Origin of the sequence: Streptomyces sp. NPDC059866 (genome assembly GCF_042731325.1) — a bacterium.
Taxonomy (GTDB): Bacteria; Actinomycetota; Actinomycetes; order Streptomycetales; family Streptomycetaceae; genus Streptomyces; species Streptomyces flavusporus.
The window spans coordinates 19704-42753 of record NZ_JBHWJT010000002.1; the positions used below are offsets into that span (position 1 = coordinate 19704).

Genomic DNA, 23050 nt, shown 5'->3' on the forward strand with positions numbered 1-23050 from the left:
CACTCATGCAGGCTTTGCGAACTCTTCGGGTTGTACGGGTTTGCAGTGCCCGGAACACAGCAGCTGAGGTAGCTGCGGCTAGCATCCCGCGCATGGAGCCCCAGCTGTCACACCGGGTCGCCGACTCGGTGGCCACCGTCGTGATCGATCATCCCGCCAAGCGCAACGCCATGACGGCCGCGATGTGGCAGGCGCTGCCGCCGCTGCTCGACGCCCTGGCCGCCGATCCGGACGTACGCGCCCTGGTGCTGACGGGGGCGGGGGGCACGTTCTGCGCAGGGGCCGACATCTCCACGCTCCAGGACTCGCCGGAGACGGCGCAGGCGCTGGCCGTGCAGGCCGAGGAGGCCCTTGCCGCGTTTCCGAAGCCGACGCTGGCGGCGATCCGCGGGCACTGTGTGGGCGGCGGGGCACAGCTCGCGGCGGCCTGCGATCTGCGGTTCGCGGAGGAGGGCACGCTGTTCGGGGTGACACCGGCGAAGCTGGGGATCGTGTATCCGGCCTCCACCACCCGGCGTTTGGTGGCGCTGGTCGGTCCGGCCACCACCAAGTACCTGCTGTACTCGGGCGAGTTGATCGGCACCGAGCGGGCGTTGCGCACGGGGCTGGTCGACGAGGTGCTGCCCGAGGGCGAACTCGACAAGCGCGTGGCCGAGTTCGCCCGAACACTGGTGTTGCGCTCACAGCTGACGCAGGCCGCGGCGAAGGAGTTCGCCGACGGACGCACCGACCGGGACGCCCACTGGGCGGACCGGGCGCGCGGCAACACCGACACCGCGGAGGGCGTCACCGCGTTCCTGGAGCGCCGGCAGCCGCGCTTCACGTGGAGCGTGTCCACGTCAGAATGAAGCGGCCCCGTCCGGCACTCGCGCGTGCCGGGTGCATGGTCGACGACGGGTGCGGTACCCGGACGTCACCTGGTCCTGGTGAACGTTGCCTGGTCCTGGTGAGCATGGCGAAGACGAAAGGAGATTCCCGTGTTCCGCGCTCTCGCTGATGTCCTGCGGCAGATCGGCGGTGCCGTCGCCACCGTGGTGACGCTGCCGTTCCGGGCGCTGGCCCGCCTGCTAGGCGGAGCCTCGGGGTCCGGCCGGCGCGGCGCGCGGCACGTCTGACGGCCGCCGCCCCGCCGCATTTCCGCCCTGGTCCCCCGCTGTCGGTGCCACCTGCCACAATTGCCGCGCAACCCGAAGTGGAGAAGGCGGTACGGGATCGTGACGACACCCCTCGTAGGGTCCATCGAAGGCAGGATCGCCGAGGAGCTCGGCGTACGGGAGCGGCAGGTCAAGGCTGCCGTGGAGCTGCTCGACGGCGGTTCGACGGTGCCCTTCATCGCCCGCTACCGCAAGGAAGCGACCGAGATGCTCGACGACGCGCAGCTGCGCACGATCGAGGAGCGGCTGCGCTACCTGCGGGAGCTGGAGGAGCGGCGGACGGCGATCCTGGAGTCGGTGCGCGAGCAGGGCAAGCTCACCGAGGAGCTCGAGGCGCAGATCCGGGGCGCCGAGACGAAGGCGCGCCTGGAGGACATCTATCTGCCGTACAAGCCGAAGCGGCGTACGAAGGCACAGATCGCGCGCGAGGCCGGTCTTGAGCCGCTGGCGGAGGGGCTGCTCGGCGATCCGGCCGTCGACCCCCTCGCCGCGGCCGCCGCGTTCGTGGACGCCGACAAGGGCGTGGCCGATCCGCAGGCCGCGCTCGACGGCGCCCGCGCCATCCTCACCGAGCGGTTCTCGGAGGACGCCGACCTGATCGGCGAGCTGCGCGAGCGGATGTGGGTGCGCGGCCGGCTGGCTGCCAAGGTGCGGGAGGGCAAGGAGGAGGCGGGCGCGAAGTTCGCGGACTACTTCGACTTCGCCGAGCCGTTCACCGACCTGCCCTCGCACCGGATCCTGGCCATGCTGCGCGGCGAGAAGGAGGAGATCCTGGACCTCGTCCTGGAGCCGGAGGAGCCCACCGAGGGGCCGTCTTCGTACGAGGGCATCGTCGCGCACCGGTTCGGCATCGCCGACCGCGGGCGCCCCGCCGACAAGTGGCTGCTGGACACGGTCCGCTGGGCCTGGCGGACCCGCATCCTCGTCCACCTCGGCATCGACCTGAGGCTGCGGCTGCGTACCGCGGCCGAGGACGAGGCGGTGGGCGTGTTCGCGGCGAACCTGCGGGACCTGCTCCTCGCCGCCCCGGCGGGCACGCGCGCGACGCTGGGCCTGGACCCCGGATTCCGTACGGGTGTGAAGGTGGCCGTGGTGGACGCCACGGGCAAGGTCGTCGCCACGGACGTGATCTATCCGCACGTCCCGGCCAACAAGTGGGACGAGGCCATTGCCAAGCTGGCCCGGCTCGCCAAGGAGCACGCGGTCGAGCTGGTCGCGATCGGCAACGGCACGGCGTCGCGCGAGACGGACAAGCTCGCCGGTGAACTGATCAGCAAGCACCCGGAGTTGAAGCTCACCAAGGTGATGGTGTCCGAGGCGGGCGCCTCCGTGTACTCGGCGTCGGCGTTCGCCTCGCAGGAGCTGCCCGAGATGGACGTGTCGCTGCGTGGCGCGGTGTCGATCGCGCGCCGCCTGCAGGACCCGCTCGCCGAGCTGGTGAAGATCGACCCGAAGTCGATCGGTGTGGGCCAGTACCAGCACGACCTGTCCGAGGTGAAGCTGTCGCGTTCGCTGGACGCGGTGGTGGAGGACTGTGTGAACGGCGTGGGCGTCGATGTGAACACCGCGTCCGCACCGCTGCTCGCGCGCGTCTCCGGCATCTCCTCCGGACTCGCCGAGAACATCGTGGCGCACCGCGACGCCAACGGCCCGTTCAAGTCCCGTTCGGAGCTGAAGGGCGTGGCCCGGCTGGGGCCGAAGGCGTACGAGCAGTGCGCGGGCTTCCTGCGCATCCGCGGCGGGGACGACCCGCTGGACGCCTCCAGCGTGCACCCGGAGGCGTACCCGGTCGTCCGGCGCATGGTGAAGACCTCCGGCCAGGAGGTGGCGTCGCTGATCGGCAACACGGGCGTGCTGCGCTCGCTGAGGCCGCAGGACTTCGTGGACGACACGTTCGGTCTGCCGACCGTGAGCGACATTCTCAAGGAGCTGGAGAAGCCGGGGCGCGACCCGCGGCCCGCGTTCAAGACGGCCACCTTCAAGGAGGGCGTCGAGAAGATCTCCGACCTGCAGGCGGGCATGGTCCTGGAGGGTGTCGTGACCAACGTGGCCGCGTTCGGCGCGTTCGTCGACGTCGGCGTGCACCAGGACGGTCTGGTGCATGTCTCGGCGATGTCGAAGACGTTCGTCAAGGACCCGCGCGACGTCGTCAAGCCGGGTGACATCGTCAAGGTGAAGGTGCTCGACGTCGACATTCCGCGCAAGCGGATCTCGCTGACGCTGCGGCTGGACGACGAGGCGGCCCCGCAGGGTCAGCCGTCCGGCGAGCGCCGGCAGCAGCGGGGCGGCGGGCGTCCGCCGCAGCAGCGGCAGGGCGGTCGTGGGGGCGGGGCCGGCGGCCGCCAGGCGCCGGCCCCGGCGAACAGCGCGATGGCCGACGCCCTGCGCCGGGCGGGGCTGCTCGACCCGAAGAAGGGCCGGAGCTGAAACGCGGGCCCGGCCCCTGCACCGCACGGGGCCGGGCCCGCGCCCTACCGGCTTCGGGGCTCTGCTGCCCGTACCGTGGCGGTATGACCACTTCGCGTGCACTCACCTGGGACGTCACCGCGAGTCGCGGTTATGAGACTGCGTGGGTCGAGTTCGAGGGCGGGATCCTGCGGGCCCGTGGCCGGGCGGTGGGGACGGCTCCGGAGGCGTACTGGATCTCGTACGAGCTCGAAACCGGCGACCGCTATGTAACGCGGCGGCTGCGGGTGATCGCCGAGACCGCGGAGCACACGCATGCCCTTGATCTGCGGCACGACGGGCGGGGCGGGTGGACGGCCGACGGGGAGCCGGTGCCGGAGGTCGGCGGGGCGCTCGACTGCGATCTGGGATCGTGTCCGCTGACCAACACGATGCCGGTGCTGCGGCACGACCTGCATCGGACGGCCGGGGAACGGGAGTTCCTGATGGCCTGGGTGTCGGTGCCGGACCTGACCGTGCTGCCGTCGCGGCAGACCTACACGCATCTCGCGCGTACCGACGGCGGTGGGCGGGTGGGGTTCGCCTCGGACGGCTTCCGCAGTGAGGTGGAGTTCGATGCGGACGGCTGTGTGGTCGACTACCGCGGGCTGGCGACGCGGCTGACGCCTCGTTAACGCTCGGTCACCTTGCCGTCGGCGACCTCCAGACGACGCGTCACATGGACCGCGTCCAGCATGCGGCGGTCGTGGGTGACCAGGAGCAGGGTGCCGGTGTAGGCGTCCAGGGCGGACTCCAGCTGCTCGATGGCGGGCAGGTCGAGGTGGTTGGTCGGCTCGTCGAGGACGAGGAGGTTGACGCCTCTGCCCTGGAGGAGGGCGAGGGCGGCGCGGGTGCGTTCGCCCGGGGAGAGCGTCGCGGCGGGGCGCAGGACGTGGTCCGACTTCAGCCCGAACTTGGCCAGCAGTGTGCGTACTTCGACCGGTTCGGTGTCCGGGACCGCCGCGCGGAACGCGTCCAGCAGCGCCTCGGGGCCGTGGAACAGCTTGCGGGCCTGGTCGACCTCGCCGACCAGGACGCCGGAGCCGAGGGCGGCCTGCCCGGCGTCCAGGGGGACGCGGCCGAGCAGGGCACCGAGGAGGGTGGACTTGCCGGCGCCGTTGGCACCGGTGACCGCGATCCGGTCCGCCCAGTCGATCTGCACGGAGACCGGGCCGAGGACGAAGTCGCCGCGCCGCACCTCGGCGTCGCGCAGGGTCGCCACGACCGCGCCGGACCGGGGCGCGGCGGCGATCTCCATTCGCAGCTCCCACTCCTTGCGCGGCTCGTCGACGGCCTCGAGCCGTTCGATCATGCGCTGGGTCTGCCGGGCCTTGGCGGCCTGCTTCTCGCTGGCCTCGCTGCGGAACTTGCGGCCGATCTTGTCGTTGTCGTTGCCCGCCTTGCGCCGGGCGTTCTTCACACCCTTGTCCATCCAGGCGCGCTGCATCTGCGCGCGGTCCTGGAGGGCGGCCTTCTTGTCGGCGTACTCCTCGTACTCCTCGCGGGCGTGCCGGCGGGCCACCTCGCGTTCCTCGAGGTAGGCCGCGTAGCCGCCGCCGTAGAGGTTGATCTGCCGCTGGGCGAGGTCGAGTTCGAGGACCTTGGTGACCGTGCGGGTGAGGAACTCCCGGTCGTGGCTGACGACGACCGTGCCGGCGCGCAGGCCGCTCACAAAGCGTTCGAGGCGCTCCAGGCCGTCCAGGTCGAGGTCGTTGGTCGGCTCGTCGAGGAGGAAGACGTCGTAGCGGGAGAGCAGCAGGGAGGCGAGTCCCGCGCGGGCGGCCTGGCCGCCGGACAGGGAGGTCATCGGCTGGTCGAGGCCCACGGCGAGGCCGAGCGAGTCGGCGACCTCCTCGGCCCGCTCGTCCAGGTCGGCGCCGCCGAGGCCGAGCCAGCGTTCCAGGCTCGTCGCATAGGCGTCGTCGGCGCCTGGAGCCCCGTCGACCAGCGCCTGGGTGGCCTCGTCCATGGCCCGCTGGGCCTCGGCGACACCGGTACGGCGGGCGAGGAACTCGCGCACCGACTCGCCCGTCCGGCGCTCCGGCTCCTGCGGCAGATGCCCGACCGTCGCGGTCGGCGGGGAGAGCCGCAGTTCGCCCTGTTCGGGCGCGTCGAGCCCGGCGAGCAGGCGCAGCAGCGTGGACTTGCCCGCGCCGTTGGCGCCGACGAGCCCGATCACATCGCCGGGCGCGACGACGAGGTCGAGGTCCGTGAAAAGCGCGCGGTCGCCGTGACCGGCGGCGAGGTTCTTGGCGACGAGGGTGGCAGTCATCAGACCGTCGATCCTAACGGCCGCCAGGAGGCGCGGTCGCCCCGGTTTTCAGTGGGCCATCGCCTCCACCAGCACGCTTCCCGCCGTCCTCGCCACCACGAAGGACTCCCCCTTCACAGCCTTCGCGTCCAGGGCGATGCGGTGCCGGCCGGCTTCGAGGAGGCCGTCGAAGAGCTCATGGGTGTGGGCACGGGCGAGCCGGTCGATGCGGTACGCGGTGAGGCGGACCCGGCAGGCGGAGGTGATCTCGACGCCCGCCTCGCCGTCGGCGGCGACCAGACGGGTGAGGCGGCGCTGCTCCACCGGGCTGCGGTCGAGGGCGTGCTCGATCTGGGCGACGAGGAGCGGGACGATGGGGGCGAGTCCGTCGACGCAGGCCACGTCGACTCCGGCGCGTTCGAAGGCCCGGCGCACGGCGGCGCGCTCCTCCTCGCCGACCCCGCGGCCGAAGACGACGGCGCCGTAGCCGCGCAGTTCGTCGGCGGGGACGTCGTCGGCGTCGCGGGTGATGTCGGCGCCGATGCCGATGGTGCGCAGGGCGGCGGCGAGCTTGGCGAGCAGGGCGACGCGGGCGCCGATCAGCAGGACGCGGCGGCGGCTGCCGTTGGCGTCGCCGTTCAGCAGGGAGTTCAGCGCCGTCCGGTACTCCTCGCCGTGGAAGCGGAACGGGCCGATGCCGTGGTAGCCGTTGAGCTCCAGGTCGACCTGCTCCTCCGTCTGCCAGGCGAAGTCCCGCCACACGTAGTCGTCGTCGGCTCTGTCGATGACCGCGGTGACCGCCCCGCACGCGAGGTCGGCGCATTCGGGGCAGCCGTAGATGACATAACGCCCACCGGGCAGGGGCGCCTCCGCCTCCAGGAGCAGGCTGCGCACCTGGACGGTGAAGATCGCGGGCGGGACGTCGGAGGCGAGTGGGGAGACGGCGTCCAGGTCGGACAGCTGGAACAGCAGGGGGCGTCCGTCGACGATGAAGTCCACGAAGTCCCGGTGGACCTGGTAGCCACCGTCTGCGAGAACTTCACCGGCACGCATCGCCGGTGCCAGGCCGAAGGTCGCGTACGCGGCAGACATGCTGTGAGTATCCCCAGAGTGCGGCCGCTCTGAGCGCGGCATGACACATTCCGCTACCGTCCCCGCGTGGACAGTGACGTGAAGGGCGATGTGATCGTCGTCGGCGGGGGTGTCATCGGGCTGACGACGGCGGTGCTGCTCGCCGAGCGCGGCCGGCGGGTGCGGGTGTGGACGCGGGAGCCCGTCGAGCGGACCACCTCGGCGGTTGCGGGCGCGCTGTGGTGGCCCTACCGCATCGAGCCGGAGGCGTCGGCACGCAGGTGGGCCCTGCACTCGCTGGACGTCTACGAGGAGTTGGCCGAGCATTCCGAGGTCACCGGCGTACGCATGGTCGAAGGGGTATTGGGCGAGACAGACCTGGACGAGACGGACAGCTGGGCGGCGGCGCGGCTGCCCGGGCTCCGGGCGGCGACGGCCGCGGAGTACGCCGGGACGGGACTGTGGGCACGGCTGCCGCTGATCGACATGTCGACTCATCTGCCGTGGCTGCGGGAGCGGTTGGTGAAGGCGGGCGGCTCGGTCGAGGAGCGCACGGTGTCGGCGTTCGCCGAGGCCGAGGCGCCGGTCGTGGTCAACTGCACGGGCCTGGGGGCGCGTGAGCTGGTGCCGGACGAGTCCGTACGGCCGCTGCGCGGACAGTTGGTCGTCGTGGAGAACCCGGGCATCGGCACCTGGCTCGTCTCCAAGGACGCGTCCGGGGAGATGGCGTACTTCTTCCCCCAGCCGGGGCGGCTGGTGCTGGGCGGGACGGCGGAGCAGGACGTGTGGTCGCTGCGGCCGGATCCGGCGGTGGCCGAGGCGATCGTACGGCGGTGCGCGGCCCTGCGGCCGGAGATCGCCGGGGCGCAAATCCTGGAGCACCGGGTGGGGCTGCGGCCGGTACGGGATGCGGTGCGGCTGGAACGCGAACTGCTGCCGGACGGGCGGGTGCTGGTGCACAACTACGGCCACGGGGGTGCGGGCGTGACCGTGGCGTGGGGGTGCGCGCAGGAGGCGGCCGGGCTGGCGTGTCCGGCCGCCTCCGGGTGAGTCAGCCGGCGGTGCGGGGGCCCGGTACGCGCTGGGCGGTGCGCGGTGCCTCGACACCGTCGAGCGGCTCCGGGGCGGGCGTGGCGGTCGCGGTGCCCGAGGTGGCATGGGCGAACGCGGCCGTGCCGCCGACCAGCGGGACGCGGGCGGAGGTGCGGGACAGGTCCAGCGTCAGGGTCGGCGTGTCGGCCGGCGGGTCGATGAGGTCCCGGTCGGTACCCGCGACGATCAGTGCGAGGCGGTGTCCGGCCGGGACGACGTGGTCGGTCGCCGCCAGGTCGAGGGTGATGGTGTACGGCTTGCCCGGGGTGAGCGGGACCCCCTTCAGGTCGGAGGCGTGGTTGCCGAGGTCGGCCCAGCCGCGGCTGACGATCGTGTAGTCGACGTCGGTCGTCTTCGCCCGGGTCTCCTTGAAACAGGCGCTGTCGCCCGAGGTGCTCGCGCCCCAGCAGGTGCGGTCGGGGAGCGTGGTGATGCCCTCGGCGGCGTCGGCGTAGTCACGGATGGTGTCGGGACCCAGGTCCACGAGGACGGCGGACAGGTGTGCCGTGGAGGTGGTGGGCGTCGCGGTGACGGTGACCTCGGAGGAGCCGGACAGGCGCAGGTCGCGGGTGAGCGGCCCCGTCACGAAGCCGGCCTTGTCGGGTGTGGGGCTGTCGATGGCGGAAGCCCAGTCGGTCTCGCTGTGCTGGGGGTCGTCGGTGAAGGTCTCGGTGCCCTTGCCGGTGCGCAGGCCGAGGGTGCCGACGCCCGGCCGGTTGCCCTTGGCGGGCTTCAGGCGGACGGTGTCGGTGCCGCGCGGGGGCCAGGCCTTGGCGGTGACCCACTGGTCGGGGTGGCGTTCGATGTCGGCCATGGGCTCGCGGTCGATGCCGTTGTCGTAGCCGAGGAGTTCGTGGTCGAACCAGCGGTGCAGGGTGTCCACCCACTCCGCGCGGCGGAAGTCGAAGGGGTCGACGTGGCCGGTCTGGGAGAGCCAGATCTTGCGCTCGACGCCGTTCTTCGCGAGGGCGTCCCACCACGGGCCGACGTGCTGCATCCGCACGTTGAGGTCCTGCATGCCGTGGATGAGGAAGACGCTCGCCCGGACCTTGCTGGTGGCCCTGACGTAGTCGCGCTCGGTCCACAGCGGTGTCCAGTCACCGGTGCGCGGGGCGCCGTCGACGAGTTTCTGCTGGACAGTGGCGCACTTGGCGCGGGCGTCGGGGCTGTTGACGTAGTTCGACAGCCAGTCGGGGCCCGAGTTGTACAGCGGGGCGCCCTTGGTGAAGTAGTAGTCGTACCAGGAGGAGATCGCGCTGATCGGCACGATGGTTTCGAGTCCTTCGACGCCGGTGGCGGCGACACCGTTGGCGATGGTGCCGTCCCAGCTCTTGCCGATCATGCCGGTTCTGCCGTTGGTCCAGTCGGCCTTGGCGCGGGTGGTGCCGGTACGCGTGGTGTACGCCTTGGCCCGGCCGTTCAGCCAGTCGACGACGGCCTTCGCGGACTGGATGTCGGAGCGGCCGCCGACATCGACGCAGCCGTCGGAGCGGTTGGTGCCGGCGAGGTCGACGCCGACGAAGGCGTACCCGCGCGGCACGAAGTAGTTGTCGTAGAAGAGCGGCATCTGGACGACGTCGCCGTCGGCGTCGTACGTCTTCTTCTGGCTCTCGTTACCGCGGCCGCAGCAGGAGTAGTACGGGCTGGCGTCCATGATGACGGGCACCTTGCGGCCCTGCTGGGCGGGTTCGCGCGGGCGGACGATGTCGACGGCGACCCGGTCGGCCCTTCCGTCGCCGTCGCCGTCGAGTCCGGTGTCCACCCAGACGGCCTCACGGACCGCGTTGTCGTACGAGTGAACGGGCCTGCTCTCGCGCGGGGCGCTGTGCGCTGCCGTGGGAGCGAGGAATGTGGCCATCAGGGCGGCGGTGGCCGCCGTCGCGAGCGGTCTCCAGATCGTGAAGCGCGTGCGTTTCGGCATGCGCGGGACGGTACCTGCGTCAACTCCCGTGCAGAAGGGGGCGATCCGCGAGTGGAGTACGTTGCGGTGGCCGAAAAGGACCCCCGGTGCGGCCAGACGTATGACGGCCGAATGGCGATCGTGTGACAGCGGTTGCTGTGGACACGTCCAAGGACACAGGGAATGAATAGGCTCCGAACAGACTTTCCACCCCTACGACTTGGAGCTTTCGTGCACCGCAGAATCACGGCACCGGGCGCACTCGCGGCTGCCTTGCTGTTGCTGGCGATCCCGGCATCGGCCGCGAGCCACTCCCCCGGCGCTCCGGGGATCGGCGACCCCTACTACCCGGCGTACGGCAACGGCGGCTACGACGTCTCCCACTACGACCTCCGGCTGAAGTACCAGCCCGCCTCGGACCGCTTGGAGGGCACGGCGACCCTGCTGGCGCGCACCACACAGGATCTGACCCGCTTCAATCTGGACTTTCTGCTGGACGTGGGCGAGGTGCGGGTCAACGGCGCCCGGGCGGCGTTCACGACCTCCGGCGAGCACGAGCTGGCGATCACCCCGAAGACCCCGCTGGCCAAGGGCACGGCCGTGACGGTCGTGGTGCGCTACAGCGGGGTGCCTTCGGCGAAGCAGGCGTACGGGTTCACCAGCTGGCTCCGTACGCCGGACGGCGGTGTCGCGGCCGGTCAGCCCGAGGCGGCCTGGTGGTGGTTCCCCAGCAACGACCACCCGCTCGACAAGGCCACCTACGACGTGTCCGTCCAGGTGCCGGACGGCACCCAGGCCATCTCCAACGGCACGCTGCAGTCGAGCAGTTCCCGGGCCGGGTGGACCCGCTACAGCTGGCGGTCCGACAAACCGCAGGCCACCTATCTGGCCACGCTCGCGGTCGGGAAGTTCGACGTGACCACCGGCACCACGGAGAGCGGCATCCCGGTCCTCAGCGCGTACAGCAAGGACCTGGGCAACCGCTACGGCGCGGCGCGGGCCAGCGTCGAGCGGACCGGGGAGATCGCCGACTGGCTCACCGGGTACTTCGGGCCGTATCCGTACAACGCCCTCGGCGGCTACGTGCCCAACACCGACACCGGGTACGCGCTGGAGACGCAGACCCGGCCCTTCTACAGCCCGCGGCAGTTCGCGGGCGGGTCGAACACGTCCGTGGTCGTGCACGAGCTGGCCCACCAGTGGTACGGCGACCTCGTGTCCGTGGCCGGCTGGAAGGACATCTGGATCAACGAGGGCTTCGCGCGCTATGCGCAGTGGCTGTGGTCCGAACACGAGGGCGAGGGCACGGCGCAGGAGATCGCGGACTACGTGTACGCCTCCCGTCCGGCCGACGACCCGTTCTGGACGGTGCGGCCCGGTGACCCGGGGCCCGAGAACCAGTTCCATCTCGCGGTGTACGACCGGGGCGCGCTGGCGCTCCAGGCGTTGCGGAACGAGATCGGCGACGACGCCTTCTTCACCGTCCTGAAGGGCTGGCCGGCGAAGTACGCGCACGGCAACGCGTCGGTCGCCGACTTCCGGCGGTACGCGGAGCAGGTGTCCGGAAAGCCGCTCGCCTCGCTCTTCGACACCTGGCTGTTCGAGCCGTCGAAGCCGGGTGCGCCGGCGGCGCGGGACGCGTCGATCTCGGCCCGGGCGCTGGGGGCGAAGGGCGCGCCGGTGCAGCCGAAGTCGTGGAAGAAGATCGCGGCGACGAACGGCGTGCACGACCATGATCACGACCACGGGCACGCCGAGTAGGTCACTGTACGGAGGGCGTCGTGTCCAGCTCTCTCGCGCGGGCGAGGAGCTCGTCCCGTCCGATCGCCGCGGTCTCCGTGGACGACACCGTGCAGGCGTGAGCGCCCGCGATCGCACCGTACAGGGCGCAGCGCCCGGGCGGCTCGCCCCGCAACCAGCCGAACAGGAAGGCGGCCGCAAAGGCATCGCCCGCGCCGTTGGAGTCCACCACCGGCGCAGGCGGCGCCACCGGGGGTGTCCGGGTCAGCTCGCCGTCGATCAGCAGATGCGCGCCCCGGGCTCCGGCGGTGGCGACGACCACCTCGGCCCGGCCTCGCTCGGCGATGCGGCGCATGGTCGCCTCGGGGGCGATGAGGGCGGCTGCGGAGAGGAAGACCACGTCCGCCTCATACGCGAACGGCTCGTGGTACGGGTTCTCCCCGTCCCAGTCGTGCAGGTCGGTGGAGATCGTCACGCCGGTCTCGCGGAGCACGGGCAGGGCATGGGCGCACGGCTGGGTGATGCAGACGTGGGCATGACGGCCGGATTCGGCCAGGGCGCGGATCGTCGACTCGGGTAGCCGGTCGTCGGCGCGGGAGCGGCTCGTGTCGTACAGGGAGAGCCGGCGGCCGTCGGGGCCCACCAGGTTGACCGCGCGCTTGGTCCCGGCGGGCTGCGGGACGGCGGTCAGCGCGATGCCGTTGTCGTGGTGCAGCCCGCGGACCAGGTCGCCCTCGGGGTCGTCGCCGAGCATGTCGACGTGATGAGTGCGCAGGCCCAGGGCGCTCAGGCCGAGGGCGACGAAGTCGCCGGTCTGACCCGCGCGGGTGCGGATTCCGGAGTCGACCATGTAGCTGTCCGCGTACGGGAGGGGCAGCTCCGGTACGTACACGATCGTGTCGACGCCCGCGCCGCCCAGCACGAGCACGTCGGTGTCCCGGCTCAACTCCGGCCCTCCCCATGGTCGTAGACCGTCACGGCGATCCCCCGCCGCACCAGCCGCTCGGCGACAAGAGGTTCGACACGCGACCACTTGCCTCCGGCCAGACCGCACCCTATCCGGGGCATGTGGACGGAGGCGTCGAGTTCGGCGGCCTTGTCGGCGAGGCGGGCGAGGGCGGTGTCGATCGCCTCGTACCGCACCGGGACCCCCTTGCTGCCCGTGCGGATCCCGCGCTGGCCGACCATGTTGGCCACCCACACATACGGCTCCACCTGCACGAACTGGACAGCACCCAGCCCGAAGTCGTTGGACGCCCGCTCCCGGTGCCAGGCCCGGAACGCCTTCTCCGGCTCCGGCCAGCGGCGCGATATGGCCAGGACGAAGCCCTTCCCCCAGCCCCCGATGTCGTTGCAGACATGAGCGATCAGCTTGACGCCCTTCACCGACGGCGTGGTGGCGTCACCCCGGACATACATGATCCCCGACATGACGCCACCGTAGGCGATGCCACTGACAGTGGCCCTGACCTGCGGCTTCGTAGGCCGCTGTCTACTTGGTGAGCTGCGACAGCTCCTCATCCGCGGCCCGTGCGGCCTTGCGGCGGATCGCATACCAGCCGGCGACCAGCATGGCCGCGATGACGGGGATGAGCAGCAGCGTCTTGCGCCCGACCTCGGGGTCGTTCCACATCATGCCGAGGCAGGCCAGCAGGAAGGCGATCGTGGTGATCTCGGTGACGGGGCTGCCGGGGAGGCGGAAGCCCGGCCGGGTGACCAGGCCCTCCCTGGCGCGGCGGACGAAGATCAGGTGGCAGACCATGATGATCACCCAGGTGCTGATGATGCCGAGGGAGGCGACGTTCAGCACGATCTCGAAGGCCTGGCTCGGCATGAGGTAGTTCAGGCCGACGCCGAGGACGCACACCGCGCAGGTGAGCAGGATGCCGCCGTAGGGGACCTGGCTGCGGTTCATGCGGGCCGTGAACTTCGGGGCCGAGCCCGCCATCGCCATGGAGCGCAGGATGCGGCCGGTGGAGTACAGGCCGGAGTTCAGCGAGGACATGGCGGCCGTGAGGACGACCAGGTTCATCACGTCGCCCGCGGCCGGGATTCCGATCTTGGACAGGACGGTGACGAAGGGGCTCTCGTCGGCCGAGTACACCGAGCCGGGCAGCAGCAGGGCCAGGAGGACGACCGAGCCGACGTAGAACAGGCCGACCCGCCACATGATCGAGTTCACCGCGCGCGGGACGACCTTCTCCGGCTCGGCGGTCTCGCCCGCGGCGACACCGACCAGTTCCAGCGCGGCATACGCGAAGATCACGCCCTGCATCACGAGGACGACCGGCATCAGGCCGTGCGGGAAGACACCCCCGTTGTCCGTGATCACGCTCAGGCCGGGCGTCTGGCCGCCGACCTCGTGCTGGGTGGCCAGCAGGAAGATGCCGACGAACATGAAGCCGACGAGGGTGGCGACCTTGATGATCGCGAACCAGAACTCCATCTCGCCGAAGATCTTCACCGAGATCAGGTTCACCGCCAGGACCACCGCGAGGGCGATCAGCGCCAGCACCCACTGCGGGATGTCGGTGAACATGCTCCAGTAGTGCGTGTAGAGCGCGATCGCGGTGATGTCGGCGATGCCGGTCGTCGACCAGTTCAGGAAGTACATCCAGCCCGCGACGTAGGCGCCCTTCTCACCGAGGAACTCGCGCGCGTACGACACGAAGGAGCCGGACGAGGGCCGGTACAGGACGAGCTCGCCCAGTGCCCGCACGACGAAGAAGGCGAAGACGCCGCAGACGAGGTAGGCCAGCGCGAGCGCGGGGCCCGCGTTGTGCAGACGGCCGCCGGCACCCAGGAAGAGTCCGGTGCCGATCGCGCCGCCGATGGCGATCATGTTGACGTGGCGGGCCTTGAGGTCCTTGCTGTAGCCGGCGTCGCCCGCGTCCGCGGGCGTTGTGGTCGCCCCGCTTCCGGCGGCGATCCGGGCCGTGTCCACGGCGTCCTTGCTCACGGTGGTACCACTTCCTGGTGCGCCCGAGCGTCGTGCGCTCAGGTGTCCGTACGTGCCTCGGTCCGCCCCACGCTCGTGACGCGGCACGGACCAAGGCAGCACCTTCCCACACCCGTCGGCGAGGACACGGTGGCTCATGTCACAGAGCGTTACTTCTCACGTGATCCACTGCGGGTATTCACGGTGATCACCGGTCGTTCACTTCATGGTCACCGAAGGATGCGTACGAGGTTTCACAGCACTGGTGAGACAGCGATACTGCTGAACATGACGACCGACACCGAGGAGCCGACCCTCACCATCGACGAGCTGGCCGCCCGGGCCGGCGTCACGGTGCGCACGGTCCGCTTCTACGGCACCAAGGGCCTGCTGCCCCCGCCGGTGATCGGTCCGCGCCGGGTGGGGCACTACGGCCGGGAGCACCTGGCGCGTCTCGCGTTGATCGAGGAGTTGCAGCACCAGGGCATGACGCTGGCGGCCATCGAACGCTATCTCCAGCAGCTGCCGCCGGACCTCACCGCTCATGACCTGGCGATTCACCGGGCCGTGGTGGCCTCCTGGGCGCCGGACGTGGTGGAGACGGTGACCCGTGCGGAGCTGGAGCGACGGGTGGGGCGGGCGCTGGGCGACGAGGACGTGGAGCGGCTGGCGGCGATGGGCGTGGTGGCGCCGGCCGACGGCGTGTACCGCATCGACTCCGGTCTGCTGCGGCTCGGCGTGCAGCTGCTCGACGTGCCGCTGTCCCAGGAGGCGATCCTCGCGGCGCGCACCGCACTCGTCGAGCACTCGCGCGCCGCCGCCCACGAGCTGTCGCAGCTGCTGCGCGGCGAGGTGGCGGAGCGTGACGCCGGCGCGGTGAAGTCACTGTCGGCACACATGCAGCCGATCGTGGTGCAGGCGCTGCTGACGGCCTTCCAGCGGTCGTTGCGGGAGGAGCTGCGGGAGTGGCTCGACGGGACCTCAGGGGCAGGCGGATCCGCCTGAGAGAGCGGGACCGGCGTGTCGCCGGGCGATACTCCGGTCCCGCTCCCGGGCGCGTCAGCGCGCGTCCGTGAACGTCTCCCCCTTCTCCGCCTTCTCCACCAGCAGCGCCGGCGGGGTGAACCGCTCTCCGTAGCGGTCGGCGAGTTCACGCGCGCGTGCCACGAAGCCGGGCAGGCCTCCTTCGTAGCCGTTGATGTACTGCAGGACACCGCCGGTCCAGCCGGGGAACCCGATGCCGAGGATCGAGCCGATGTTGGCGTCGGCGACGGAGGTCAGCACCCCCTCCTCCAGGAGCCGGACGGTGTCCAGCGCCTCCGAGAAGAGCATGCGCTCCTGCATGTCCTCGAACGGGATCTCGGCGCCCTCACGCGTGAAGTGCTCCCGCAGGCCCGGCCACAGGCCCGTGCGCTTGCCGTCCTCCCCGTACTCGTAGAAGCCGGCGCCGCCACTGCGCCCGGGGCGGCCGAACTCGTCGACCATCCGGTCGATGACGGCTTCCGCCGGGTGCGCGGTCCAGGTGCCGCCCGCCTCCTCCACCGCCTGCCTGGTCTCGTTGCGGATCTTGCGCGGGAGGGTGAGCGTCAGCTCGTCCATCAGGGACAGCACCTTGGCCGGGTAACCGGCCTGGGCCGCCGCCTGCTCGACGGAGGCGGGCTCGATGCCCTCGCCGACCATCGCCACGCCCTCGTTGATGAAGTGGCCGATCACCCGGGAGGTGAAGAAGCCGCGCGAGTCGTTGACGACGATCGGCGTCTTCTTGATCTGCCGGACCAGGTCGAAGGCGCGGGCCAGGGCCTCGTCGCCGGTCCGCTCGCCCTTGATGATCTCGACGAGGGGCATCTTGTCGACCGGCGAGAAGAAGTGCAGCCCGATGAAGTCGGCCTGGCGCTGCACGCCCTCGGCGAGCGCGGTGATCGGGAGCGTCGAGGTGTTGGAGCACAGCAGCGCGTCCGGCGCGACGACCTGCTCGATCTCCTGGAACACCTTGTGCTTGAGCGCCGTGTCCTCGAAGACGGCCTCGATGACCGCGTCGCAGCCCGCGAGGTCCTGGACCTCGGCGGTGGGCGTGATGCGGGCGAGCAGCTCGTCCGCCTTCTCCTGGGTCGTACGGCCCCGGGAGACGGCCTTGGCGCACAGCTTCTCGGAGTAGGCCTTGCCCTTGAGGGCCGCCTCCGGGGAGACGTCCTTCAGGACGACGTCGATGCCCGCGCGGGCGCACGAGTAGGCGATGCCGGCACCCATCATCCCGGCGCCCAGGACGGCCACCTTGCGGACCTGGCGGGGCTCGATGCCCTTCGGGCGGTTGGCGCCGGAGTTGACGGCCTGGAGGTCGAAGAAGAAGGCCTGGATCATGTTCTTCGACGTCTGACCGGCCGCCAGCTCGACGAAGTAGCGGGCCTCGATGACCTGGGCGGTCTCGAAGTCGACCTGGGACCCCTCGACGGCGGCGGCGAGGATGTTGCGTGGCGCCGGGTAGGGTGCGCCGCCCGTCTGCTTGCGCAGGTTGGCCGGGAAGGCGGGCAGGTTCGCCGCGAACTTGGGGTTGGCGGGGGTGCCGCCGGGGATGCGGTAGCCGGGCCTGTCCCACGGCTGCCGGGACTCCGGGTTGGCGTCGATGAAGGCGCGGGCCTTGGCGAGCAGCTCCTCCTGCGTGTCGGCCACTTCGTGGATCAGGCCGTTCTCCAGGGCACGCCGCGGGCTGTACTGGGTGCCCTGGAGGAGGACCTTGAGGAGGGCGTCCGCGATGCCCAGCAGGCGCACCGTGCGGACCACGCCGCCGCCTCCGGGCAGCAGGCCGAGGGTGACCTCGGGGCAGCCGATCTTGGAGCCGGGCGCGTCGAGGGCGACACGGTGGTGGCAGGCCAGGGCGAGCTCATAGCCGCCGCCCAGGGCCGCGCCGTTGATCGCGGCGACGACCGGCTTGCCGAGCGTCTCGATGCGGCGCAGGTCGCGCTTGATGGCGAGGCCGCCGTCGAGCAGTTCCTGCGCGGTCTCGGGCGTGACCCGGATCAGGTCGCGCAGGTCGCCGCCGGCGAAGAAGGTCTTCTTGGCGGAGGTGAAGATGATGCCGCGGACGGAGTCCTGCTCGGCCTCAAGACGGTCGGTGATCGCTGCGAGCGAGTCCCGGAACGCCTGGTTCATGGTGTTCGCGGACTGGGCGGGGTCGTCGAGGACGAGGGTGACGACACCGGTGTCGTCCTGTTCCCAGCGGATGGTGGTGCTCTCGGTCATGACGGGTCTCCGTAGAAGTCTCTCGTTGCCGCTGGGGTCAGATGCGTTCGACGATCGTGGCGATGCCCATGCCGCCGCCGACGCACAGGGTGGCGAGGCCGTACCGCTTGTCCTGGCGCTCCAGTTCGTCGACGAGGGTGCCGAGGATCATCGCGCCGGTGGCGCCGAGCGGGTGGCCGAGGGCGATGGCTCCGCCGTTGACGTTGACCTTGTCCAGCGACAGGCCCATCTCCCGGACGAAGCGCAGGACGACGGCGGCGAAGGCCTCGTTGATCTCGACGAGGTCGATGTCGTCGATGGTCAGCCCGGCCTTGGCGAGCGCCTTGCGGGTGGCGGGCGCGGGGCCGGTGAGCATGATGGTGGGCTCGGAGCCGGAGACCGCGGCGGAGACGATCCGCGCGCGCGGGGTGAGGCCGTAGCGCTCGCCGACCTCCTTGGAGCCGATCGCGACGAGGGCGGCGCCGTCCACGATGCCGGAGGAGTTGCCCGCGTGGTGGACGTGGTCGATCTTCTCCACCCAGTGGTACTTCTGCAGGGCCACGGCGTCGAAGCCGCCCAGGTCGCCGATGTCGGCGAACGACGGCTTCAGCTTGGCCAGCGAGTCGGCGGTGGTGCCGGGGCGCACATGCTCGTCGTGGTCGAGGACGACCAGGCCGTTGCGGTCCTTCACGGGCACGAGCGAGCGCTCGAAGCGGCCGTCCTTCCACGCGGTGGCCGCCCGCTCCTGCGAGAGGGCCGCGTACTCGTCGACGTCCCGGCGGGAGAAGCCCTCGACCGTGGCGATCAGGTCGGCGCTGATGCCCTGCGGTACGAAGTTGACGGCGAGGTTGGTCATCGGGTCGTTGAACCAGGCGCCCCCGTCCGAGGCCATCGGCACCCGGGACATCGACTCGACGCCGCCCGCGAGGACGAGGTCCTCCCAGCCGGAGCGCACCTTGGCGGCGGCCGTGTTGACGGCCTCCAGGCCGGACGCACAGAAGCGGTTCTCCTGCACGCCCGCCACCGTGTCCGGCAGTCCCGCGGCGACGGCGGCGATCCGGGCGATGTCGGAGCCCTGGTCGCCGACCGGGCCGACGACGCCGAGCACGATGTCGTCGATGGCGGCGGGGTCGAGGTCGGGGAAGCGGTCGCGGAGCTCGTGGATGAGCCCGACGACCAGGTCGATGGGCTTGGTGCCGTGCAGGGCGCCGTTCGCCTTGCCGCGTCCGCGCGGGGTGCGGATCGCGTCGTACACGTACGCTTCGGTGGTCACTGGGGAGGCCTTTCGATGAGGGTTTGTCGAGGTGGCGGGGTCTGCGGGGGCTGCGGGCAGCGGACGCCGGGTCAGGTGCCGGGCTCCGTCAGTCCGGGTACGTCCCAGTCGCGGGCCACCTCCGCGGTGTCGGCGCCCGGCTGTGCGGGTCCGCTGCGGACGGCGGTCGGGGTGGCGGAGAACCGGGGCGCGGGGGCGGGCTGGGTGATGCCGTCGTGGTCGGTGAAGGTGCCGCGGGCGGCGAGGTGCGGATGGTGCGGTGCCTCACGCAGCGACAGGACGGGGGCCACGCACGCGTCGGAGCCCTCGAAGACGGCCGTCCACTCGTCCCTCGTACGGGACTTGAAGCGGGCCGTGACCGCCTCGCGCAGCTCGCCCCAGCGTGACCAGTCCTTGCGGGCGGTTGCGTACTCCTTGATGTCGAGCAGGTCCAGGAACTCGTCGTAGAACCGGGGTTCCAGCGCGCCGACCGCCATGTACTTTCCGTCGGCCGTCTCGTAGGTGCCGTAGTAGGGGCAGCCGCCGTCGAGGAGGTTGGCGCCGCGCCGGTCCTGCCAGCCGCCGGCGGCGAGCATGCCGTGGATCATCGCGGCGAGGTGTGAGGCGCCGTCCACGATGGCGGCGTCGACGACCTGGCCGGTTCCGGTGGCGCGGGCGTGGTGGAGGGCGGCGAGGACGCCGACGACGAGGTAGAGGGAGCCGCCCGCGTAGTCGCCGACCAGGTTGGCGGGCACGGCCGGGGGTTCGTCGGGGCGGCCGATCATGCCGAGGGTGCCGGTGAGCGCGATGTAGGCGATGTCGTGGCCGGCGCGGGGGGCGAGGGGGCCGTCCTGGCCCCAGCCGGTCATGCGGCCGTAGACGAGCGCCGGGTTGCGGGCGTGGCAGGCCTCGGGGCCGACGCCGAGGCGCTCGGCGACGCCGGGGCGGTAGCCCTCGATCAGGATGTCGGCGCGGGCTGCCAGGTCCAGGACGCGAGCCGGGCCGTCCGGGGACTTGAGGTCGACGATCACCGAGCGTTTGTTGCGGTTGGTGATGTCGTGGACGGGGTCGATGGCGAGTCCGGCGCCGCCCGGGCGGTCGACCCGGACGACGTCGGCGCCGAGGTCCGCGAGAAGCATGGCGGCGAAGGGGCCGGGACCGATACCGGCCAGCTCGACCACGCGCACGCCGGTGAGCGGGCCGTGCGGTGGCGTCTTTGCCCTGGTCATCCAGCCCCCTGCGCTGTGACACAACTGATGTAACACCGGTGATGGTAAGAACACGTTTCAGCGGACACAAGGTCTGGGGCGAGCAAGCGCTTAGCCACGCGCTGCGGAGCGGGTGAGCGCCGGCGCCGTCAGTGTCCGTCCAGCTCCGCTGTCAGGCGCTTGGGTGCGATGGCGCGGTAGCTCTCCTCCACCCAGTCGCAGAGCAGTTCCGCGCCGGGCGCGCCCTTCGGCTCCAGGGGGATGCGCACCCAGCCGGACCTGCCCAGGCCGTACCCCGCGGGCTCGGCGCCGGGCGATGTGAGGGCGTGGGCGTGGCTCGTCTCGTCCTTCAGCTTGACCGTGAGGCCCAGGGGGTAGCTGCCGTCGTCCACGCCGAGGAAGACGAACACCTTCTTGTTGACCTTGGCGACACTCTCACCCCAGGGGAACTCCTCCCCCGCACCGGGCAGCCCGAGCGCGAACTCGCGCACTTTCTCCCACTTCTTCAGGGCGTTCGCGGGTACGGCCACCATCCACCTCCGGGCTCGTCGTCGGGCTGCGCACCCCTCACGCTAGCCTCAGCCACCGACAGCGGCGCGGGTTGAGGAGCGAGAGGTGTCATGAGCAGGCTGAACAGGACGGATCGTCCGTACGACATCGTGCTCTTCGGAGCCACGGGCTTCGTCGGGACGCTCACGGCGGAGTATCTCGCCGCCCATGCGCCGAAGGACCTGCGCTGGGCGCTCGCCGGCCGCAGCGAACTGAAGCTGGCCCGGCTGCGGGAGCGGCTGCGGGAACAGGCACCGGGCGGCGCGGAGATCGGGGTGCTGCGGGCCGATGTGTCCGAACCGGCCTCGCTGCGCCGGCTCGCCGAGCACGCGCGCGTGGTGGCCACCACGGTGGGTCCCTATGTGACGTACGGCGAGGAACTCGTCGCGGCCTGCGCGGACACCGGCACCGACTGTCTCGACCTGTCGGGCGAGCCCGAGTTCGTCGACATGACGTACGTCCGCCATGACGCACGCGCGCGTGAGACGGGTGCCCGGCTGGTGCACGCCTGCGGTTTCGACTCGGTGCCGCACGACCTGGGCGTGTACTTCACGGTCCGGCAGCTGCCGCAGGGCGTGCCGCTGACGGTGGACGGGTTCGTGACCGCCGACGCGGCCTTCTCGGGCGGAACATTTGCCTCCGCGCTGAACCAGTTCTCACGGGCCCGGCAGATGACGGCCGCCGCACGGGACCGCCGGCGCCATGAGCCGCGGCTGATGGGGCGGCGGGCAGCCACGCCGACAGGTGTTCCGCGGTTCGCCCCGGAAGTGGGCGCCTGGGCGCTGCCGCTGCCGACCATCGACCCGCAGATCGTGCGCCGTTCGGCGCGGTCACTGGACCGGTACGGCCCCGACTTCCGCTACCGGCACTACGCGGCCGTACGGCATCTGCCCGTCGCCGTCGGCGGCGTGGCGGCCGTCGGTGCGCTCGCCGTGGCCGCCCAACTGCCGTCCGCACGGCGCTGGTTGTCCGACCGGCTGAAGCCCGGGGAGGGGCCGAGCGCCGAGAAGCGGGCGAGGAGCTGGTTCTCCGTGCGCTTCGTCGGCGAGGGCGGCGGCAGGCGGGTGTTCACCGAGGTCGCGGGCGGTGACCCCGGGTACGGGGAGACGGCGAAGATGTTCGCCGAGTCGGCGCTGTCCCTGGCCTTCGACGACCTGCCGCCGACGGCCGGTCAGGTCACCACGGCGGTGGCGATGGGCGATGCGCTGACCGAGCGGCTGCGCGCGGCGGGGATCGTGTTCCGGGTGGCCGCCAGCCGGTGACCCCCTCCTGCCGGGCCAGTCCTAGAGCGACCACTCGGCCAGCGTGTAGATCATCCCGCCGATCCAGGCGAGCCCGGCGAGGACGGCCAGCAGCAGCGCGAGCGTCACCGCCCGCTCGACGGGCCGACTGGGGTGGGCGAGGGGCTTGGGGGCACGGTGCGTCGTCATACGGCACAGCCTGCCGATCATGCCGGCGCACCGGATATCCGTACGCGTACTCAGGCGGGAGTGAGTAGGTGGCCGGTCAGCCGGCGACGGCCTCCCGCAGTGCCCGCCGGCACAGGGAGTCCGCGCGACGGGTCGACTCCGGCAGCCGGTAACGCGGGGTCAGCCGCAGCACATGCGCACAGGCCGTGTCCAGGTCGACGCGGTGGCCGACGGACACGAAGACCGGCTTGACGCCGTCCCGGGTGCGCAGGGCGCGGCCGACCTCCTCCCTGCCCGCCAGCAGCGGGGACGACGACCCGCGCCGGGACTCCGGGTCGTCGTAGGTGAAGGTGAACGGGTTCTTGGCGACGCCGATCGTGGGCAGGCCGGTCAGGACACCGAGGTGGCTGGCGAGGCCGAAGCGGCGCGGGTGGGCCCGTCCGTAGCCGTCGCAGACCACCAGGCCGGGCGGGCAGGGCAAGGCCTCGAGGGCCGCCAGGACGGTGGGGATCTCACGGAAGGCGAGCAGGCCGGGCACGTACGGGAAGGAGATCCGCCCGACGGCCGTGCCCTCGGCGACGACCGCGAGGGTGGCCGCGTCCAGGACGACGGCCGCGGCCGCCACCGCGTCCCGCTCGTCGTCGTAGGCGACGTCGACGCCGGTCACATGACCCGTTCCCGGCGGCGGCCCCGGCTCGTCCAGCACCACCCGCTCGCGCAACTCGTCCTGGACCGCGCGGGCCTGTTCCTCGGTCGCGGGCCAGCCCGCCGGAATGCGTACGGTCGTCATGGTGGGGACGAGAGTACGGGGCAGGCGGCCGACGA

At 71.4% G+C, this 23050-nt stretch carries 20 protein-coding genes; 8 read left to right on the forward strand and 12 right to left on the reverse strand.

From position 1 onward, the window contains the following. The first annotated feature begins 92 nt into the window (after nt 1–92). From ACFV7R_RS02360 to ACFV7R_RS02375, 4 genes are all read left to right on the forward strand, one after another. Nucleotides 93–848, forward strand: coding sequence for an enoyl-CoA hydratase/isomerase family protein (locus tag ACFV7R_RS02360; RefSeq protein ID WP_385258940.1), 756 nt, complete (start codon nt 93–95; stop codon nt 846–848). 129 nt (nt 849–977) lie between these two features. Then, entirely contained in the window at nt 978–1115 is a 138-nt protein-coding gene (locus tag ACFV7R_RS02365) for an LPFR motif small protein (RefSeq protein ID WP_165396478.1), read from the forward strand. Between the two features lie 99 nt (nt 1116–1214). Continuing rightward, nucleotides 1215–3581, forward strand: a complete 2367-nt coding sequence (locus ACFV7R_RS02370; protein ID WP_385258942.1) for a Tex family protein — start codon at nt 1215–1217, stop codon at nt 3579–3581. Nucleotides 3582–3664: 83 nt separating this feature from the next. Further along, entirely contained in the window at nt 3665–4234 is a 570-nt protein-coding gene (locus ACFV7R_RS02375) for a putative glycolipid-binding domain-containing protein (RefSeq protein ID WP_385258944.1), read from the forward strand. Here ACFV7R_RS02375 and ACFV7R_RS02380 read toward each other — a convergent pair. Then, entirely contained in the window at nt 4231–5871 is a 1641-nt protein-coding gene (locus ACFV7R_RS02380) for an ABC-F family ATP-binding cassette domain-containing protein (RefSeq protein ID WP_385258947.1), read from the reverse strand. The genes ACFV7R_RS02375 and ACFV7R_RS02380 overlap by 4 nt on opposite strands. Nucleotides 5872–5919: 48 nt before the next feature. Beyond that, nucleotides 5920–6942 (reverse strand): oxidoreductase, encoded by a 1023-nt coding sequence (locus tag ACFV7R_RS02385; RefSeq protein ID WP_385258948.1) that lies wholly within the window; start codon nt 6940–6942, stop codon nt 5920–5922. Between the two features lie 66 nt (nt 6943–7008). Here ACFV7R_RS02385 and ACFV7R_RS02390 point away from each other — a divergent pair, with 66 nt between their 5' ends. Beyond that, nucleotides 7009–7971, forward strand: a complete 963-nt coding sequence (locus ACFV7R_RS02390; RefSeq protein ID WP_385258951.1) for an FAD-dependent oxidoreductase — start codon at nt 7009–7011, stop codon at nt 7969–7971. Nucleotide 7972: 1 nt separating this feature from the next. On the opposite strand, the gene ACFV7R_RS02395 is transcribed toward ACFV7R_RS02390, so the two are convergent. Beyond that, nucleotides 7973–9934, reverse strand: a complete 1962-nt coding sequence (locus ACFV7R_RS02395) for a Xaa-Pro dipeptidyl-peptidase (protein ID WP_385258954.1) — start codon at nt 9932–9934, stop codon at nt 7973–7975. Nucleotides 9935–10144: 210 nt separating this feature from the next. Between ACFV7R_RS02395 and ACFV7R_RS02400 the strand changes: the two genes are divergently transcribed. Next, nucleotides 10145–11674 (forward strand): M1 family metallopeptidase, encoded by a 1530-nt coding sequence (locus ACFV7R_RS02400; protein WP_385258957.1) that lies wholly within the window; start codon nt 10145–10147, stop codon nt 11672–11674. Between the two features lies 1 nt (nt 11675). Here ACFV7R_RS02400 and ACFV7R_RS02405 read toward each other — a convergent pair whose 3' ends face one another. From ACFV7R_RS02405 to ACFV7R_RS02415, 3 genes are all read right to left on the reverse strand, one after another. Beyond that, nucleotides 11676–12599 carry a PfkB family carbohydrate kinase gene (locus tag ACFV7R_RS02405; RefSeq protein ID WP_385258960.1) on the reverse strand — a complete coding sequence of 308 codons (924 nt, stop codon included), beginning with the start codon at nt 12597–12599 and terminating at the stop codon, nt 11676–11678. After that, nucleotides 12596–13084, reverse strand: coding sequence for a macro domain-containing protein (locus tag ACFV7R_RS02410; protein WP_385258963.1), 489 nt, complete (start codon nt 13082–13084; stop codon nt 12596–12598). Before ACFV7R_RS02410 ends, ACFV7R_RS02405 begins: the two co-directional genes overlap by 4 nt. A 61-nt stretch (nt 13085–13145) precedes the next feature. Further along, the gene (locus ACFV7R_RS02415) at nt 13146–14612 is read right to left on the reverse strand and encodes an amino acid permease (protein WP_385258965.1); all 1467 of its coding nucleotides are present in this window, start codon (nt 14610–14612) and stop codon (nt 13146–13148) included. 267 nt (nt 14613–14879) lie between these two features. Here ACFV7R_RS02415 and ACFV7R_RS02420 point away from each other — a divergent pair, with 267 nt between their 5' ends. Beyond that, complete coding sequence (locus ACFV7R_RS02420; RefSeq protein ID WP_385258967.1) at nt 14880–15596, forward strand: MerR family transcriptional regulator; 717 nt, start codon at nt 14880–14882, stop codon at nt 15594–15596. A gap of 54 nt (nt 15597–15650) precedes the next feature. Here ACFV7R_RS02420 and ACFV7R_RS02425 read toward each other — a convergent pair whose 3' ends face one another. The 4 genes from ACFV7R_RS02425 to ACFV7R_RS02440 form a co-directional block, all read right to left on the reverse strand. Beyond that, the gene (locus ACFV7R_RS02425; RefSeq protein ID WP_385258969.1) at nt 15651–17828 is read right to left on the reverse strand and encodes a 3-hydroxyacyl-CoA dehydrogenase NAD-binding domain-containing protein; all 2178 of its coding nucleotides are present in this window, start codon (nt 17826–17828) and stop codon (nt 15651–15653) included. 37 nt (nt 17829–17865) lie between these two features. Continuing rightward, nucleotides 17866–19080, reverse strand: a complete 1215-nt coding sequence (locus tag ACFV7R_RS02430) for an acetyl-CoA C-acetyltransferase (RefSeq protein ID WP_385258971.1) — start codon at nt 19078–19080, stop codon at nt 17866–17868. Between the two features lie 71 nt (nt 19081–19151). Next, complete coding sequence (locus tag ACFV7R_RS02435; RefSeq protein WP_385258974.1) at nt 19152–20288, reverse strand: CaiB/BaiF CoA transferase family protein; 1137 nt, start codon at nt 20286–20288, stop codon at nt 19152–19154. A 128-nt stretch (nt 20289–20416) separates the two neighbouring features. Then, nucleotides 20417–20800, reverse strand: coding sequence for an MmcQ/YjbR family DNA-binding protein (locus ACFV7R_RS02440; RefSeq protein WP_129802400.1), 384 nt, complete (start codon nt 20798–20800; stop codon nt 20417–20419). An 87-nt stretch (nt 20801–20887) separates the two neighbouring features. Here ACFV7R_RS02440 and ACFV7R_RS02445 point away from each other — a divergent pair, with 87 nt between their 5' ends. Then, a complete protein-coding gene (locus ACFV7R_RS02445) occupies nt 20888–22078 on the forward strand; it encodes a saccharopine dehydrogenase family protein (RefSeq protein ID WP_385258977.1) in 1191 nt (396 codons plus the stop codon). Between the two features lie 21 nt (nt 22079–22099). Here ACFV7R_RS02445 and mmpA read toward each other — a convergent pair whose 3' ends face one another. Together mmpA and ACFV7R_RS02455 are read right to left on the reverse strand one after the other, a co-directional pair. Next, on the reverse strand, nt 22100–22246 hold the full coding sequence (gene mmpA, locus ACFV7R_RS02450; RefSeq protein ID WP_385258979.1) for a morphogenic membrane protein MmpA: 147 nt from the start codon (nt 22244–22246) through the stop codon (nt 22100–22102). A gap of 76 nt (nt 22247–22322) precedes the next feature. Then, complete coding sequence (locus tag ACFV7R_RS02455) at nt 22323–23015, reverse strand: endonuclease V (protein WP_385258982.1); 693 nt, start codon at nt 23013–23015, stop codon at nt 22323–22325. Nucleotides 23016–23050 lie beyond the last annotated feature (35 nt).